Source organism: Plantimonas leprariae, assembly GCF_008802405.1.
Taxonomy (GTDB): domain Bacteria; phylum Pseudomonadota; class Alphaproteobacteria; order Rhizobiales; family Rhizobiaceae; genus Plantimonas; species Plantimonas leprariae.
In genome coordinates this window covers 127,543-143,472 of sequence record NZ_VZDO01000002.1, presented here as the reverse complement: position 1 = coordinate 143,472, position 15,930 = coordinate 127,543, and the positions used below count along the sequence as shown (strand labels likewise).

The following is a 15,930-nucleotide window of genomic DNA, read 5'->3' as shown; positions in this document are numbered from 1 at the left end:
TTCTGCTTCGGCACCTCGTTAACCGTTCTATCTTTGTTCCTATCGATCGCTTGACTCCGGCGCGGTCGAGACGCTAATTCAAATTAGAACAAAGAGGGAACAGACATGACCGACGTGTTGAAGGATGTGGCCTCGCTCTTCGCGATCTCGATGTTCCTGATGAGCTTTGCGTTGGTGCTTGGCGTGGTATGAGCCGCGCGGCTCCTGTTGAAACCTCGGAAGCTCCGCTCGACAGCTTCGAACCGGACGAGGAAGATAGGAACCTCGCGAGTTTCGATGCGGACGGGGACGATATGGCGGAAACGCAGGGAACGGGCGCGGCCGGCCGGGAGCTTCGCTTCATCCACCTGCGATGCCACAGCGCCTTCTCGCTGCTGGAGGGCGCCCTTCGCATCGATCAGATCGTCAAGCACGCAAAGGGCGATGGTTCGCCCGCCATCGGCATCGCCGATACGAACAATCTGTTCGGCGCGTTGGAATTCTCCGAGAAGGCGGCGAAGTCGGGCATCCAGCCGATCATAGGATGCCAGCTCGAAGTCGATTTCGGCGACGGCGACAACGAGAGCGGGCGCGACCGTGCCGCGCTGACCGGCTTCGCGCCGATGGTTTTCATCGCGGCCGACGAGAAAGGCTACGAGAACCTCGTCGAAATCGTCTCGCTCGCCTACCTCGCGCACGACGGCAACAGCCGTCCGCATGTGCTGCTCGACTGGCTGAAATCCCGCGGCGAGGGGATTGTCGCGCTGACAGGCGGCCCGCTCGGCCCGATCGGTACGGCGCTGCAGGCGGGTCGCGCCGCGATCGCGCGGGGCCGCCTCGAAGTCCTGTCAGCCATCTACGGCGACCGGCTCTATGTCGAACTGCAGCGGCAGCGCGGCTACAACCGGCGCATTGAGGCCGAGACCGTCGATCTTGCCTACGAACTCGGCCTGCCGCTGGTCGCGACCAACGAGCCGTACTTCATCTGCAAGGACGATTTCGACGCGCATGACGCGCTGATCGCGGTGGCGAGCAACAAGCTCGTCAGCCAGGAGGACCGGCGGCGGCTGACCACCGATCACTGCCTGAAGACGCAGGACGAGATGGCGATGCTCTTCGCCGACCTTCCGGAAGCACTCTCCAGCACGATCGAGATCGCGCGGCGGTGCTCCTACCGCGTGCGCACCCGGAAACCGATCCTGCCGCGCTTCGCCGGGGCGAACGCCGACCCGGCCGAAGCGGAACGGGCGGAGGCCGCCGAGATGCGTCGGCAAGCGGTGGAAGGGCTGAATGCGCGTCTTGCGGTGCACGGCATGGCGCCCGGCCAAACGGAAGCGGTCTATCGCGAACGGCTGGAGTACGAGCTCGGCATCATCGAGCGGATGAAGTTTCCGGGCTACTTCCTGATCGTCGCGGACTTCATCAAGTGGGCCAAGGCGCAAGGGATTCCCGTCGGGCCGGGCCGCGGCTCCGGCGCGGGCTCGCTCGTCGCCTGGTCGCTGACGATCACCGATCTCGACCCCTTGCGCTTTTCGCTCCTGTTCGAGCGCTTCCTGAATCCCGACCGCGTGTCGATGCCGGACTTCGACATCGACTTTTGCCAGGAGCGGCGCGGCGAGGTCATCCGCTACGTGCAGGAGAAGTACGGCCGGCAGCAGGTCGGGCAGATCATCACGTTCGGAACGCTGCAGGCGCGGGCGTGCCTGCGCGACGTCGGCCGCGTCCTGGAGATGAGCTACGGGCAGGTCGACAAGCTCTGCAAGATGGTGCCGGCGAACCCGGCGAACCCGGTGACCTTGGCGCAAGCTATCGAAGGCGAACCGCGGCTGCAGGAGGCACGCGAGAAGGAAGAGATCGTCGGAAGGCTTCTCGACATCGCCCTGAAGCTGGAGGGCCTCTACCGGCACGCCTCGACCCACGCCGCCGGCATCGTGATCGGCGACCGGCCGCTGTCGAAGCTGGTGCCGATGTATCGCGATCCGCGCTCCGACATGCCGGTGACGCAGTTCAACATGAAATGGGTCGAGCAGGCCGGGCTGGTGAAGTTCGACTTCCTCGGCCTGAAGACGCTGACGACGCTGCAGACCGCCATGGCGCTGATCGCCCGGCGCAAGATCGAGATCGACCTCGGCAAGCTGCCGCTCGACGACAAGCCGACCTTCGACATGTTGACGCGCGGCGAGACGGTCGGCGTGTTCCAGGTGGAATCGGCCGGCATGCGCAAGGCGCTGATCGGCATGCGGCCCGACCAGTTGGAGGACATCATCGCGCTCGTGGCGCTCTATCGTCCCGGCCCGATGGAGAACATCCCGACCTACAATGCCCGCAAGCACAAGGAGGAAGAGGCGGACTTCCTCCACCCCAAGATCGAGCACATCCTGAAGGAGACGCAGGGCGTCATCATCTATCAGGAACAGGTGATGCAGATCGCGCAGGTGCTGTCCGGCTATTCGCTCGGCGAAGCCGACCTCCTGCGCCGCGCGATGGGCAAGAAGATTCGCGCGGAGATGGACACGCAGCGCGTCCGCTTCGTCGATGGCGCGGTGAAGAACGGCCTCGCGAAGGCGCAGGCGAACACGATCTTCGATCTTCTCGCGAAGTTCGCCGACTACGGCTTCAACAAGAGCCACGCCGCCGCCTACGCGCTCGTCACCTACCAGACGGCGTACCTGAAGGCGAACTACCCGACCGAGTTCCTGGCGGCGTCGATGACGCTCGACATCGGCAACACCGACAAGCTGAACGAATTCCGCCGCGACGCGGTGCGGCTCGGCATCGAGATCGTCGCGCCGTCGGTCCAGACCTCGCACAAGGCCTTCGAAGTCGAGCCGAACCGCATCTTCTATTCGCTGGCGGCGATCAAGGGCGTCGGCGAGCAGGCCGTCGAGCATATCGTCGAGTTGCGGGGGAAGGGCACGTTCCGCTCGCTCGAGGACTTCTGCGCCAAGATCGATCCGAAGATCGTCAACAAGCGCACCTTCGAGCACCTGATCGCGGCCGGGGCGCTGGACTGTTTCGGTTACGATCGCGCGACGCTGACGGCGAACGTCGACCGGCTCAGCGGCTACGCGGCCTGGCGCAGCGAGGGGCGGCAGTCCGGGCAGAACGACATGTTCGGCGGTTCGACCGACGAGTTGGAGAAGCTGCATCTCGCCGACACGGATCGATGGACTTCGGCCGAGAAGCTGATGCGGGAGTTCGGCGCGATCGGCTTCTACCTCTCCGCCCATCCGCTCGACGAATACTCCGCGACGCTCAAGCGCCTGCACGTGCAGACCTATGCCGACGTCGTCGCAGCCGTCCGGCGTGGCGCGAGCGCGGGGCGCATCGCCGGCACGGTGATCTCGCGGCAGGAGCGGCGGACGCGGACCGGCGGCAAGATCGGCATCGTCAACCTGTCGGATCCGAGCGGCCAGTACGAGGTCGTGCTCTTTTCCGAAACGCTCATGCAGTTCCGCGACATGCTGGAACCGGGCGCGGCGGTGATCATGATCGTCCAGGCCGAGGAGCGGCCGGAAGGCATCTCGCTGCGGGCCGGCAGTGTCCAGTCGCTGGAGGACGAGGCGGTCCGGATGCAGAAGTCGCTGCGCATCTTCCTGAACGAGGCGAAGCCGCTGGAGCGTTTCCGCTCGCAGCTCCAGAGCGGCGGCGACTCCGAGATCTCGCTGATCCTGATCGGCGAGGGCGGCGAGCGCGAGGTGGAGATCGCTCTACCCGGCAAGTACCGCGTCTCGCCGCAGATGGCGGGCGCGATCCGCGCCGTGCCGGGTGTCGTAGACGTGGAACTCGCCTGAGATCCGAAGGGGGCGACCGAAGCCGCCCGGCGCAGTCATCGCTTGGAATGCGATGGTAGGCGAGCGGCGTCGGCCCTTAATTCGGGGTGAGCAACGCACGAATCTTCGGAACGGCATCCGGCCAGTCGTCCGCGCGCGCCGCCCCGGCGGGCAGCGGCGGCAGGTGCGGACGGAAAACCTCGTTCGCCATGAGATGGAGAAGCTTTGCCCGGGGCACACTTCGCGCGACGGAAACCAGATTCGGCGGCAGATCGTCCACGAAGACGACGGGGCCGGGACGGCACGCCGCCAGTTCCGCTGCCACCGCGCCTTTCGAGCGCTGGGTGGCGATCAGGGGGTAACGCAGGCCGGCCGCGTCGAGAAGGTTGCGCCGTGCGGCGTAATGCGCGGGCGTCATCGCCGTCAGGAAGACGATGTCGGCCATGCCGGCGAGATCGCGCAGGGCGGCGCCGACCCCTTCGACCGGCGTCTGGCGGCTTTCCTGCTCCCGATAGAGGCGGTCGGTGACCCGATCGAGTTCGTGGCCACTGACCGCCGTTCCGGTTGCGATGGAATGGACGTTGCCGGTGAGGCGGAAGCTCTCCGGCGAAAGCCGCGCACCGTACTCAGCCAGAAGCTCGCGGAAAGGAGCGATGAAGTGCAGGATCACCTCGTCGACATCGAGCAGGAGCAGGGCGTCGTGTTTGCGCGCAACGTCCGCCGGCAAGGGGCCGGCGGAAACCGGATCGGCACTCACTCGACGTCGCGCGGTTCGGGGCCCGCGAGGACGCGCTGGGCGGTGGCGACGTCCTCCGCCCTCAGCTCCATCTTCGCCGCGAAGGCTTCGAGCGTCGGTTCGTGCGCGAGGATGAAGTCGAGCAGGCCGGTGAAAAACGCCGGCCGGTTCGCCTCCTGCCTCAATTGCTCCACGCTCAAGCCCGAAAAGCTCAGAAAGCGACTGAGAAGCTCGGGTTCGGCGGCGAGGAACTCCAGAGCCTTGATGCCGATCGAAAGGGCTACGTTTTCGTCGACGGGCGGCGAACGCGTTCGGGAATTCTTCAGCATGAAAGCGGGTGCACCATCGGCATTTTTTGGATTCCTCAATTCTTAAAACAAATTGCTGTAGTCCTCTACAGGCCGGACGAGGCGTTTTGCTCCGCCGGCTCCCGCAGCGCATCTGGAGCCGGCGGATGCCGAAAACCGTGATGATCGTCGAAGACAACGAGCTCAACATGAAGCTCTTCCGCGACCTCATCGAGGCGCATGGATACGCGACGATTCAGACCCGGAACGGCTTGACGGCGGTCGACCTCGCCCGCCAGCACCGTCCCGATCTGATCCTGATGGACATCCAGCTCCCGGAAATCTCCGGGCTGGACGTCACGCGCGACCTGAAAGCCGATCCGGAACTGCATCGCATCCCGGTGATCGCCGTCACCGCCTTCGCGATGAAGGGCGACGAGGAGCGCATGCGCCAGGGCGGTTGCGAAGCCTACATCTCCAAGCCGATCTCGGTCACGAAGTTCATCGAGACGATCAAGTCGTTCCTCGACGCCTGAGAGTTCCGCCGATGACCGGCCGCATCCTGATCGTCGACGACGTCGACATCAACCGGAAGCTGCTCGAAGCCAAGCTTCATGCCGAATATCTGGAAGTGCTGACCGCCTCGCGCGGGCCGGAGGCGCTGGAGATTTGCGCGAGCGAAAGCGTCGACCTCGTGCTGCTCGACGTCATGATGCCGGACATGGACGGCTACGAGGTCTGCCGGAGGCTAAAGGCCGCGCCCCATACGCGCCATCTGCCGGTGATCCTCGTGACCGCCCTCGACCAGCCGAGCGACCGCGTTCGCGGGCTCGAAGCCGGCGCGGACGACTTCCTGACGAAGCCGGTGCGCGAACTGCAGCTCATGTCGCGGGTGAAGAGCCTGCTGCGGCTGAAGATCCTGTCGGACGAATTGCGCATCCGCGCCGATACGACCGCCAACATCCTCGGCGGCGCCGACTTCCTGGCCGAGATCGGACTGGGCGGGCTCGACGGCCGCGTCGTCGTGGTCGACGACGGAGCGGAGGGTTTTGCCGGGCATTCGGCCCGCATTCTCGGCACCGAGCACGACTGCCGTACTGTGGGCGTCGAAGCGGCATTCGCGGCGAGCGCCGAAGCCGACCTCGTCGTGGTCGATCTGGCGACTTCGACCTTCGATGCGCTGCGCTTCGCTTCGCAGCTTCGTTCCGGCGAGGCGACGCGCCGGGTGCCGATCCTGCTCCTAGCTGCGCCGCAGGACGAGGCGCGCATCGCGAAGGCGTTGGAGATCGGCGTCAACGACTATCTCCTGCGTCCGATCGACCGCAACGAACTGCTGGCGCGCGCTCGCACCCAGATCAAGCGGCGGCGCTACGACGAGGGTCTGCGCCAGTCGCTCCGCAGCACTGTGGAACTCGCGGTCACCGATCCGCTGACCGGCCTGCAGAACCGCCGTTTTCTCGAATCGCACTTGCCGGGCGTCATCGAGCGCGCTCGGGCCGAAGGGCGGCCGCTATCGATCCTGATCGCGGATATCGACCATTTCAAACAGATCAACGACCGGAACGGGCACGATGTCGGCGACGAGGTGCTGCGGGAGTTCGCCCGTCGCATCCGGGATGGATCGCGTGCGAGCGACCTGTGCTGCCGGCTCGGTGGCGAGGAATTCGTGGTGGTAATGCCGGATACCGAAGGCGCCGACGCAGCGCAGATCGCCGAGCGGATGCGCCGGCTGGTGGCGGAGACGTCGTTCGAGTGCGCCGCCTCGGCGGTCGCCGTCACGGTGAGCGTCGGGCTCGCGGTGTTCGATCATCGTACGGACGATGTGGCATCGTTGCTGAAGCGGGCGGACCGCAGCCTTTACGCCGCCAAGCACGGCGGCCGCAATCGCGTGGCCCAGCTCGCCGCTTGAGCGGCTTGGATCACCACCGTCGACAGCGCAACGAAAAACGCCGCCTCGCGGTTGGCGAAGCGGCGTTCGGAAAGCGCATGTCGAAGAAGCTTACTTGATCTTCGTCTCGCGGAACTCGACGTGCTTGCGCGCGATCGGGTCGTACTTGGTCTTCACCATCTTGTCGGTCATGGTGCGGCTGTTCTTCTGCGTCACGTAGAAGAATCCCGTATCCGCCGACGAGAGCAGCTTGATCTTGATGGTGGTTGCCTTGGCCATGACGATCCGCCTTGCGAAATGCTGCCACGGCGGGTCGCGGGTCGGTTGTCCGCATGCCTTGGCGATGAAATCGAAACGCGCCGAACTGCCGTCCGGCGCGAGTTGTGCGGACCTTTATCCGAGCCCGCCGTAAAGTCAAGGATCGGCGGAGATGCCGACGCTCAATGGTCGTGGCGCGCGTCGCCTTCGCCGAAGCCGTGCATGCGCATCGCCCATTGCAAGCCGATCGTAAGGCCCTTCATCGGCCGCAGCATCGCCAGGCAAAGAACCAGCGTCAGCGGGATGAAAATCGCGAGGTTCGCGCCTAGCGAAAGCACCACGGCCTCGTCCAGCGCCATGAACAGCGCGACCACGAGGTGGCCGATGACGAAGACCGTGAGGTAGGGCGGCAAGTCGTCGGCCCGGTGCACGCCGTCGAAGGCCTCACCGCAGGTCGAGCAATGCGGCACGGCGCGCAGGTAGCCGGCGAAGAGCTTGCCCTCGCCGCAGCGCGGGCAGCGGCAGACGAGACCGCGCAGCATTGAACGCAGGAGGGGGCGCTCCGCCGCGGTCTGCGTCGCGGCTTCGCGAGTCCGTGTCCGTTCGGAAGCTTCGAGCGTCATCGTCTCTTCCTCAGTTTCTGCGCGACGTTCTTCGGCGGCTTGCCGCGCGGTCGCCCGGACGGCCGCGACTTCGCCTTGTGGAACGAAGTCGTCGACCGGGCGAAGGCGCGCGGCTCGCTGACCATCTCGAACCGCATCGCCCCCGCCAGCGGGATCGCCTCGACGAGGCGGACATCCACGGCGTCGCCCAACTGATAGCCGGCGCCGCTGCGGCTTCCGACCAGCGAATGCGCGATCTCGTCGAAGACGAAGTATTCGGCTCCAAGCGTCGATATGGGGATGAAGCCGTCCGCACCGAAGGTGGGCAGCGAAACGAACAGGCCGGATTTTGTGACGCCGCTGATCCGCGCCTCGAAGGTTTCGCCGATGCGCCCCGCCAGATGATGCGCGATCAGGCGATCGATCGTCTCGCGTTCCGCCGCCATCGCACGGCGCTCGGCGCGCGAGATGGATTCCGCCGTCCCGGCAAGCCCTGCTTCCTCGTCTTTCGTGAGGCCGCCTTCTCCGAGGCCGAGCGCCGCGACGAGCGCGCGATGCACGACGAGATCGGCGTAACGGCGGATCGGCGAGGTGAAATGCGCATAGCGCATGAGGTTCAGGCCGAAATGGCCGAGATTATCGGGCGAGTAGACGGCCTGGCTCTGCGTCCGCAGCACGATCTCGTTGACGAGGTGCTCGTGCTCGCTGGCGCGCACCTGCGCGAGGATACCGTTGAAGTGCGACGGCCGCAGGCTGCCGGCTTTCGCCAGCGATATGTCGAGCGTGCGCAGGAAGTCGCGGAGCGCTTCGAGCTTGGCGAGCGACGGCGCGTCGTGGACGCGGTAGATCAGCGCCTGCCGCTTCGCCTCCAGCGCCTCCGCCGCCGCGACGTTGGCGAGGATCATGAACTCCTCGATCAGCCGGTGCGCGTCCAGCCGGTCGGGGACGACCACGCGTTCGACACGCCCATCGGCGTCCAGCACGACCTTCTTCTCGGGCAGGTCCAGATCGAGCGGCTGCCGGTCGGACCGCGCCCGCTTCAGGAGGGCGTAGGCGTCCCAGAGCGGCCGCAGCACGCCGTCCACGATGGCGCGCGGTGCGGCATCCGCATCGCCGTCGATCGCCGCCTGCGCTTGTCCGTAGGCGAGCTTGGCATGGCTGCGCATCACGACGCGGTGGAATGAATGCAGGAGCTTCCGGCCGTCTCCTGCCAACTTGACGCGCACGGCGAGGGCAGGGCGATCGACATCCGGCCGCAGCGAGCAGAGATCGTTGGAGATGCGCTCCGGCAGCATCGGCACGACCCGGTCGGGGAAATAGACGGAGTTGCCGCGAAGGAGCGCTTCGGCATCCAGCCGCGAACCGGGCCGGACGTACCAGGAGACGTCCGCGATCGCGATCGTCAGCACCATGCCGCCGGGATTGGCCGGATCGTCGTCCGGCCGCGCGTGCACGGCGTCGTCGTGGTCCTTCGCGTCGGCGGGGTCGATCGTCACCAGCGGCAGGTCGCGCCAGTTCTCGTGCTCGGCCTCGATGCCGCGCTCGCCAGCCGCATCCGCTTCCTCGACCACGCCGCGCGGAAAGACGTGCGGGATCGAATGGGCGTGGAGCGCGATGGTCGAGATCGCCCGCTCGCTGCCGAGCGACCCGACGACGCCCGCCACGCGTCCGCGCGGCAGGCCGCTGTCGCGTCCCCGTCCGTAGGGTTCCACCTCCACCAGATCGCCGGCGACGGCCCCGCCCGTATCGGCCGGCCCGATCGCATATTCGAGGCCGCGCCGTTCCACCGGCTCGACGCGCCCACCGCCGCCATGCATGGTCCGGAACACGCCGAGCGCCAAGCTGCGCTTCTGTTCGAGCACGCGGATCACCGCCGCCGTCGGCCCGTCGTCCGCGTCCGGGTCGAGCTTGGCGAGGATGCGGTCGCCGACACCCGCCGCGCCGGCCCGCTCGTTCTGCCGCACCGCGAAGACCGGCTTCTCGCCGCTCCGATCCTCGTCCCATTCCGCCGGTTCGGCGAGAAGGCCGCCGTCGTCGTCGCGGCGGCGAACGGCGAGCACCATCACCGGGGGCAGGGCATCCGGCCGGGAATAGGCGCGGCGACCGCCGGCGAGGGCACCCTCCGCCTGGAGATCGGCCAGGATGTCCTTCAGGTCGTTGCGCGCGTCGCCCTTGACGCCGAAGGCCTTCGCGATCTGGCGCTTGCTCGCCTGATCGGGATTCTCGGCGACGAAGCGCAGCACCGTCTCGCGCGAGAGGACCGGCGCTTCGTGCGAGGATGATTTCGAGCGCGCCATCCGGGCTATTCGGCCGCCGGCTTTTGCGCCCGCCGCGCGGGCGAGGCCTTGGCCTTCGGCTTCGCGCCCGCTTTCGCCTTCGGCTTGGCTCTCGACGAGGATTTCGGGCCGCCCGACTTCGCACCGGCCGCGCCGGTCTTCTCGGCCCGCTCGGTCAGCAGCGCGATCGCCTCTTCCAGCGTCACGCCTGCCGGATCCTTGCCGCGCGGCAGCGTGGCATTGACCTTGCCGACATTGACGTAGGGGCCGAACCGTCCGTCGCGCACGGTGATCGGGCCGCCGAGGGCCGGATGCTCGCCGAGGGTGGCGATGGCGGCGGGCGTCCCGCGTCCGCGCGCGCCGCGCTCCTTCTTCTCCGCGATCACCGTCACGGCCCGATTGAGGCCGATCGTCAGCACGTCCTCGATCGTCTCCAGATTGGCATAGGCGCCGTCGTGCTGGAGGAACGGGCCGTAGCGGCCGAGCCCGGCGAGGATCGGCTTGCCGCTTTCGGGATGGTTGCCGACCTCGCGCGGCAGCGAGAGGAGCTGCAGCGCCTTCTCGAGATCGATCTCGGCGGCGTTCCAGCCCTTCGGCAGCGACGAGCGCTTGGCCTCCTTGCCGTCGCCGCGCTGCACATACGGGCCGAAGCGTCCCGCGCGCAGCGTCACCGGCTCGCTCGTCGCGGGATCCTTTCCGAGGTCGCGGTTCTCGTCGGCCGATGCACTGTCCGGCGCATCTGCCGCGAAGCTCGTGCCGAGCTGGCGGGTGTAGTTGCATTCCGGGTAGTTCGAGCAGCCGACGAACGCACCGAACTTGCCGAGCTTCAACGAGAGCTGACCGGCATTGCAGCGCGGGCAGAGGCGCGGATCGGTGCCGTCCTCCTTCGCCGGGAAGACGAGCGGCCCGAGATCGTCGTTCAGGGCGTCCAGCACGTCCGAGACGCGCAGCTCCTTCGTGCCCTCGACATGGGCCGAGAACTCGCGCCAGAATTCGCGGAGCACGTCCTTCCAGGACAGCTCGCCGGACGAGATGCGGTCGAGCTTGCCTTCGAGATCGGCGGTGAAGTCGTACTCCACGTAGCGCTCGAAGAAGTTTTCGAGGAAAGCCGTGACGAGACGCCCCTTGGCTTCCGGCAGCAGCTTGCGCTTCTCGTTGACTACGTATTCGCGATCCTCGAGCGTCTGCAGTGTCGCCGCATAGGTCGACGGCCGGCCGATGCCGAGCTCTTCCAGCTTCTTGATCAGCGAGGCTTCGGAATAGCGCGGCGGCGGCTCGGTGAAGTGCTGCGACGACTCGACCAGGCGCTTGTCGACGAGCTCCTTCGCCTCGATGCGTGGCAGGCGGGCGTCGTCGTCCTCCTCGGCGGAGGCATCAGGCTGAGCGCTGTCGTCGCGGTGATCGACATAGGCGGCGAGGAAGCCGTCGAAGCGGACCACCTGTCCGGTCGCGCGCAGCTTCGCCAGTTTGTCGCCGTTCCGCGCCTCGATCTCGGCCACCGTCCGCTCGATATCGGCGGAGGCCATCTGGCTGGCGGTGGCGCGTTTCCAGATCAGGTCGTAGAGCCGCGCCTGATCGCGGTCGAGGAAGCGCTCGACGTCCTTCGGGTGCCGGGTGAACGCGGTCGGGCGGATGGCCTCGTGGGCTTCCTGCGCGTTCTTCGCCTTGGTCGAGTAGTAGCGCGGCTTGTCCGGCACGTAGCGGTCGCCGAAGCTGCCGCCGATGGCCTTGCGGGCGTCCGAGATCGCTTCCGGCGCCATCTGCACGCCGTCGGTCCGCATGTAGGTGATCAGGCCGACGGTCTCGCCGCCGATATCGAGACCTTCGTAGAGCTTCTGCGCCACCTGCATGGTGCGCGAGGCCGAGAAGCCGAGCTTGGCGGACGCCGCCTGTTGCAGCGACGAGGTGGTGAAGGGCGGTCCCGGATTGCGCTTGGTGGGCTTGGCCTCGACCGAGGCGACGCCGTAGCGCGCGCCCTCCAGCATCGTCTTGATGGCGGACGCCGTCTCGCCGTTGCCGACCGAAAGCCGTTGCAGGCGTTTGCCGTCGTATTCCGACAGCCGGGCGAAGAATTCGTCGCCGCGCGGCGTCGCGAGGCGGGCGCCGATCTGCCAGTATTCCTGCGGCTTGAAGCGCTCGATCTCGGACTCGCGGTCGCAGACGAGGCGCAGCGCCACCGACTGGACGCGGCCCGCCGACCGCGCCCCCGGCAGCTTGCGCCAGAGCACGGGCGACAGGGTGAAGCCGACGAGGTAGTCGAGCGCCCGCCGCGCCAGATAGGCGTCCACCAGCGGCTCGTCGATCTCGCGCGGCTTGGCCATAGCGTCGAGCACCGCGGACTTTGTGATCGCGTTGAAGACGACGCGGCGCACCGGCTTCTTGCCGATCGCCCGCTTCTGCCGCAGCACTTCGAGGACGTGCCAGGAGATCGCTTCGCCTTCGCGGTCCGGGTCGGTCGCGAGGACCACGGCGTCTGCCTTCTTCGCCGCGTCGGCGATCTCCGACAGGCGCTTCTGCGACGGCTTGCCGACTTCCCAGCTCATGGCGAAATCGGCATCCGGCAGCACCGAGCCGTCCTTCGCCGGCAGGTCGCGGACATGCCCGTAGGAGGCCAGAACCTTGTAGTTCGAGCCGAGATACTTGTTGATCGTCTTCGCTTTCGCCGGCGATTCGACGATGACGAGATCCATTCGAACGTCCTGAGATGGAGGTCGGCGCAAGAGCGGCCGAAACAAGGAAAGCGACGCCGCTCGCCGGTCGAACAGATGGACAGCCCGCCGAGAGCGGTCAAGTCCTGTCGTGCCCGGCGCGAGACGCGTCACATTTCTACTAACAGGTGTTATATAATCGATTTACAATCTTAACGCGCACCCTATGTTGATGGCCGACGTCTTCCGTATCGAGAGAAGCGTGCCATGGGCAAGCTGCAAGGCGAGCCGAACCAGAACCTACTCTACGTACGCGATATGCTTGAACAACTGCTCACCATCGTTCCGAACGACGCTGGTCCGGTCTTGCCTTACCTTATCGACATGGCTCGTCTCGAGGCGAGCGATCTCGTGCTTCATGTCGACCCGGACAGCAGCGACACGCGTCCGCCCGAATGACGCTCGAGCCGTCCGGCCAGATCGAGTTCGAGCAGGATGAGTTGAAGCGCGCCCGGATGGATGTCGGCATGCGCGAGGATGTCGTCCAGCGCGGCGGGCACCGGGCTTAGCGCTCGCAGTACCCGGCTTCGGTCGCTCTCGGTCGGGTCGCCGGAAGCCGTTTCGGCGTCTTCGGCGACGTGGCTCCGGAGTACGACCGGAACCGAGCCCAAGGGCCGCAAGGCATCGACGATGTCGGACACCTCGGTGACGAGGATCGCGCCGTCCTTCAGGAGCTTGTTCGTACCGCCGGCGCGTGGGTCCAGCGGCGAGCCGGGCACGGCGAAGACGTGGCGGCCGAGTTCGCCCGCGAGGCGCGCGCTGATCAGCGAGCCGGAGCGAAGCGCGGCCTCGACCACCAGCAGCCCGAGCCCGAGCGCGGCGACGATGCGGTTGCGACGCGGAAAGTCCACCGCGCGCGGCTCCCAGCCGAACGGCATCTCGGACAGGAGGCAGCCGCCGCCGTCGACGATCCGGCGCATCAGCGGCCCGTTCTCCTTCGGGTAGGGCTTGTCGAGCCCGCCGGCGAAGATGCCGATCGTGCCGCTCGCCAGCGATGCCTCATGCGCGGCGGCATCGATACCGCGCGCGAGGCCGGACACGGTAGCGAAACCAGCGCCCCCTAGCTCCGCGGCCAGTTGGCGCGTGAGCTTGATCCCCGACAGCGATGCGTTGCGGGCGCCGACGATCGCGACGGCAGGCCGGAGAAAGATGTCGGCGGCACCCATGACGGCCACGACCGGCGGCGCCGCTTCCGTCACAACCAGCATCGGCGGATAGTCCGGCTCGCCGCGGAACAGGAAGCGCGCGCCGAGCTTCGACGCTCGCGCCAACTCGGCCGCGACGACATCTTCCCCCGCGACGACGATCCGGCGCTTCGAGCCGCCGCGCGCCGCGAGGTCAGGCAGCGCGGCCAAGGCGGCTTCCGCGCCCCCGAACCGGTTGATCAGGGCGCGGAAACTCGCCGGACCGACGTTCTCGCTCCTGATCAGGCGGAGCCAGGCGAGGCGCTGCGTTTCGTCCAGACGGGGCGGCTGCGCGGAAGCCGCCGACGGCTTCAACCCTTCGCCCCGATGCGGCTCTCGCTTCCCGACAGCAGCCGGCGGATGTTCGCCTCATGCTTGATCCAGACGATCGCCGAGAGGACGGAGACGAAGATCGCGAAGTGCGAGAAACCGAGCAGGGCGTAGGCGACGGGCACGGCGACGGTCGCGGTCAGCGCGGCCGCCGAAGAGTAGCGCGTGAGGTAGGCGACGAGCAGCCAGGCGACGGCGAAGACCAGCACGCCGACCGGCGCGAGGCCGAGCAGCACGCCGATATAGGTCGCGACGCCCTTGCCGCCCTTGAAACCGAGCCAGACGGGAAAGAGGTGGCCGAGAAACGCGCCCGCTCCGCCCGCCATCGCTCCGGCGTCGCCGGCGAAATGGTGGCCGACGAGGACGGGGACGGTTCCCTTCAGGAGATCGCCGAGGAGGGTCGCGGCGGCGAGGCTTTTGTTGCCGGTGCGCAGGACGTTGGTCGCGCCGATATTGCCGGACCCGATCTTACGGATGTCGCCGTGGCCGCCGATCCGGGCCAGCAGCAGCCCGAAGGGTATGGTGCCGCACAGGTAGCCGACGACGAAGAGCGCCAGCAACGGCAGGAAATCGGCTGCGGTCATGGTCGAGAGCCCCCTTCGTCCTCGTGCCGCGCCGCCTTGAACACGGTCCGTCCCCCGACGACCGTGCGCAGCACCTCGCCCTGGAGGCGGGCGTTCTCGAAGGCGGTGTTGTTGGACTTCGAGCGGATGCGGTCCTTCGAATAGACGAACGGCGCGTCGAGATCGACCAGCGCGAAATCCGCCGTCGCGCCGGGCGCGAGCGTGCCGCGATCGAGCTTCAGGAGCCGCGCCGGCGCGAGCGTGACCGCCTCCAGGACGCGCAGCAGCGGCACGCCGTCGGAATGGTGCAGCCGCAGCACCGAGGGCAGCAAGGTTTCGAGGCCGATCGCGCCTGTCTCGGCTTCGGCGAACGGATGGCGCTTGCCGTCGGCATCCTGTGGATCGTGCGAGGAGACGATGATGTCGATCGTGCCGTCACCGAGCGCTTGGATCATCGCCTGCCGGTCGTCCTCGCCGCGCAGGGGCGGGGAGAGGCGGAAGAAGGTGCGGTACTCGCCGACGTCGTTCTCGTTGAGGGCGAGGTTGTTGACTGAGATCCCTGCCGTCACCGGCGCGCCGCGGTCCTTGGCGGCCCGCACCGCCTCGGCGGACGCGGCCACGGAGATCTTGGCCGCGTGGTAGCGGCAGCGGGTGAGGGCGGCCAGGCGGAGGTCGCGTTCCAGCGGAATGATCTCCGCCTCGCGGGGGATGCCGGGAAGGCCGAGCCAGGAGGCAAGCAGCCCCTCGTTCATCACGCCGGCGCCGGTCAGGTCGGCGTCCTGCGTCTCGTGCATGACGAGCGCGTCGAAGTCGCGCGCATAGGTCATGATCCGGCGCAGCAGCCCGGAATTCGTGATGGTGCGGCGGCCTTCGGTGAAGGCGCGGACGCCCGCGTCCGTCAGCAGTCCGATCTCGCTCATCTCCCGACCCGCGAGGCCCTTGGTCAGCGCGGCGGCCGGATGGACGTTGACCACCGCCGTCTCGCGTGCGGTGCGGACCACGAACTCGGCAAGGGCGATGTCGTCGATCACCGGATCGGTGTCCGGCATGGTCAGGATCGAGGTGACGCCTCCGGCCGCCGCGGCTAGGCTGGCGGAGCGGATCGTCTCGCGATGCTCGCCGCCCGGCTCGCCGATGAAGACGCGGGCATCGATCAGGCCGGGCACGGCGGCGAGCCGCGATCCGTCGATCACCTCCGCGCCATCCGGCGCGCCTTGATTCGCGGCACCGGCGCCGGCCGCACGCACGACGCCGCCTTCGACGACGAGCGTGCCGATCTCGTCCAGCCCCCGCGACGGGTCGAGGATGCGGACGTTCTCGACGACGAGCGGGCGCGGCGTCGGCAG

General features: G+C 67.4%; 13 protein-coding genes. 4 read left to right on the top strand and 9 right to left on the bottom strand.

Annotation, left to right across the window (positions count from 1 at the left end):
- Positions 1–293 precede the first annotated feature (293 nt).
- The gene (dnaE, locus tag F6X38_RS03230) at positions 294–3,773 is read left to right on the top strand and encodes a DNA polymerase III subunit alpha (protein WP_150968110.1); all 3,480 of its coding nucleotides are present in this window, start codon (positions 294–296) and stop codon (positions 3,771–3,773) included.
- Positions 3,774–3,849: 76 nt separating this feature from the next.
- Here dnaE and F6X38_RS03225 read toward each other — a convergent pair whose 3' ends face one another.
- Both F6X38_RS03225 and F6X38_RS03220 read right to left on the bottom strand, forming a co-directional pair.
- Positions 3,850–4,509, bottom strand: a complete 660-nt coding sequence (locus F6X38_RS03225; RefSeq protein ID WP_150968109.1) for a hypothetical protein — start codon at positions 4,507–4,509, stop codon at positions 3,850–3,852.
- Complete coding sequence (locus F6X38_RS03220; RefSeq protein WP_150968108.1) at positions 4,506–4,817, bottom strand: DUF3572 domain-containing protein; 312 nt, start codon at positions 4,815–4,817, stop codon at positions 4,506–4,508. The genes F6X38_RS03225 and F6X38_RS03220 overlap by 4 nt, the downstream gene beginning before the upstream one ends.
- Positions 4,818–4,942: 125 nt before the next feature.
- Here F6X38_RS03220 and F6X38_RS03215 point away from each other — a divergent pair, with 125 nt between their 5' ends.
- A complete protein-coding gene (locus F6X38_RS03215) occupies positions 4,943–5,311 on the top strand; it encodes a response regulator (protein WP_150968107.1) in 369 nt (122 codons plus the stop codon).
- Between the two features lie 11 nt (positions 5,312–5,322).
- Entirely contained in the window at positions 5,323–6,684 is a 1,362-nt protein-coding gene (locus tag F6X38_RS03210) for a PleD family two-component system response regulator (RefSeq protein ID WP_150968106.1), read from the top strand.
- 90 nt (positions 6,685–6,774) lie between these two features.
- On the opposite strand, the gene rpmG is transcribed toward F6X38_RS03210, so the two are convergent.
- The 4 genes from rpmG to topA all read right to left on the bottom strand — a co-directional run bounded on the left by rpmG (position 6,775) and on the right by topA (position 12,489).
- The gene (rpmG, locus tag F6X38_RS03205; protein WP_150968105.1) at positions 6,775–6,942 is read right to left on the bottom strand and encodes a 50S ribosomal protein L33; all 168 of its coding nucleotides are present in this window, start codon (positions 6,940–6,942) and stop codon (positions 6,775–6,777) included.
- 161 nt (positions 6,943–7,103) lie between these two features.
- Positions 7,104–7,544: a DUF983 domain-containing protein gene (locus tag F6X38_RS03200; RefSeq protein WP_246191169.1), complete on the bottom strand. Its 441-nt coding sequence runs from the start codon at positions 7,542–7,544 to the stop codon at positions 7,104–7,106.
- Positions 7,541–9,820 (bottom strand): ribonuclease R, encoded by a 2,280-nt coding sequence (gene rnr / locus F6X38_RS03195; protein WP_150968104.1) that lies wholly within the window; start codon positions 9,818–9,820, stop codon positions 7,541–7,543. Before rnr ends, F6X38_RS03200 begins: the two co-directional genes overlap by 4 nt.
- 5 nt (positions 9,821–9,825) lie before the next feature.
- Positions 9,826–12,489 (bottom strand): type I DNA topoisomerase, encoded by a 2,664-nt coding sequence (topA, locus tag F6X38_RS03190; protein ID WP_150968103.1) that lies wholly within the window; start codon positions 12,487–12,489, stop codon positions 9,826–9,828.
- A 225-nt stretch (positions 12,490–12,714) separates the two neighbouring features.
- On the opposite strand from topA, the gene F6X38_RS03185 reads away from it, so the two are divergent.
- Positions 12,715–12,906, top strand: a complete 192-nt coding sequence (locus F6X38_RS03185; RefSeq protein WP_150968102.1) for a hypothetical protein — start codon at positions 12,715–12,717, stop codon at positions 12,904–12,906.
- Here F6X38_RS03185 and dprA read toward each other — a convergent pair.
- The 3 genes from dprA to F6X38_RS03170 are packed head-to-tail and all read right to left on the bottom strand — an operon-like array spanning position 12,864 to position 15,930.
- The gene (gene dprA / locus F6X38_RS03180; RefSeq protein WP_150968101.1) at positions 12,864–14,006 is read right to left on the bottom strand and encodes a DNA-processing protein DprA; all 1,143 of its coding nucleotides are present in this window, start codon (positions 14,004–14,006) and stop codon (positions 12,864–12,866) included. The genes F6X38_RS03185 and dprA overlap by 43 nt on opposite strands.
- Complete coding sequence (plsY, locus tag F6X38_RS03175; protein WP_150968100.1) at positions 14,003–14,605, bottom strand: glycerol-3-phosphate 1-O-acyltransferase PlsY; 603 nt, start codon at positions 14,603–14,605, stop codon at positions 14,003–14,005. Before plsY ends, dprA begins: the two co-directional genes overlap by 4 nt.
- Positions 14,602–15,930 (bottom strand): dihydroorotase, encoded by a 1,329-nt coding sequence (locus tag F6X38_RS03170; RefSeq protein ID WP_150968353.1) that lies wholly within the window; start codon positions 15,928–15,930, stop codon positions 14,602–14,604. Before F6X38_RS03170 ends, plsY begins: the two co-directional genes overlap by 4 nt.

Coding starts and splice junctions, on each gene's coding strand:
- dnaE (WP_150968110.1), top strand. CDS start 294: ATGGCGGAAACGCAGGGAACGGGCGCGGCCGGCCGGGAGCTTCGCTTC.
- F6X38_RS03220 (WP_150968108.1), bottom strand. CDS start 4,817: ATGCTGAAGAATTCCCGAACGCGTTCGCCGCCCGTCGACGAAAACGTA.
- F6X38_RS03215 (WP_150968107.1), top strand. CDS start 4,943: ATGCCGAAAACCGTGATGATCGTCGAAGACAACGAGCTCAACATGAAG.
- F6X38_RS03210 (WP_150968106.1), top strand. CDS start 5,323: ATGACCGGCCGCATCCTGATCGTCGACGACGTCGACATCAACCGGAAG.
- rpmG (WP_150968105.1), bottom strand. CDS start 6,942: ATGGCCAAGGCAACCACCATCAAGATCAAGCTGCTCTCGTCGGCGGAT.
- F6X38_RS03200 (WP_246191169.1), bottom strand. CDS start 7,544: ATGACGCTCGAAGCTTCCGAACGGACACGGACTCGCGAAGCCGCGACG.
- rnr (WP_150968104.1), bottom strand. CDS start 9,820: ATGGCGCGCTCGAAATCATCCTCGCACGAAGCGCCGGTCCTCTCGCGC.
- topA (WP_150968103.1), bottom strand. CDS start 12,489: ATGGATCTCGTCATCGTCGAATCGCCGGCGAAAGCGAAGACGATCAAC.
- F6X38_RS03185 (WP_150968102.1), top strand. CDS start 12,715: ATGGGCAAGCTGCAAGGCGAGCCGAACCAGAACCTACTCTACGTACGC.
- plsY (WP_150968100.1), bottom strand. CDS start 14,605: ATGACCGCAGCCGATTTCCTGCCGTTGCTGGCGCTCTTCGTCGTCGGC.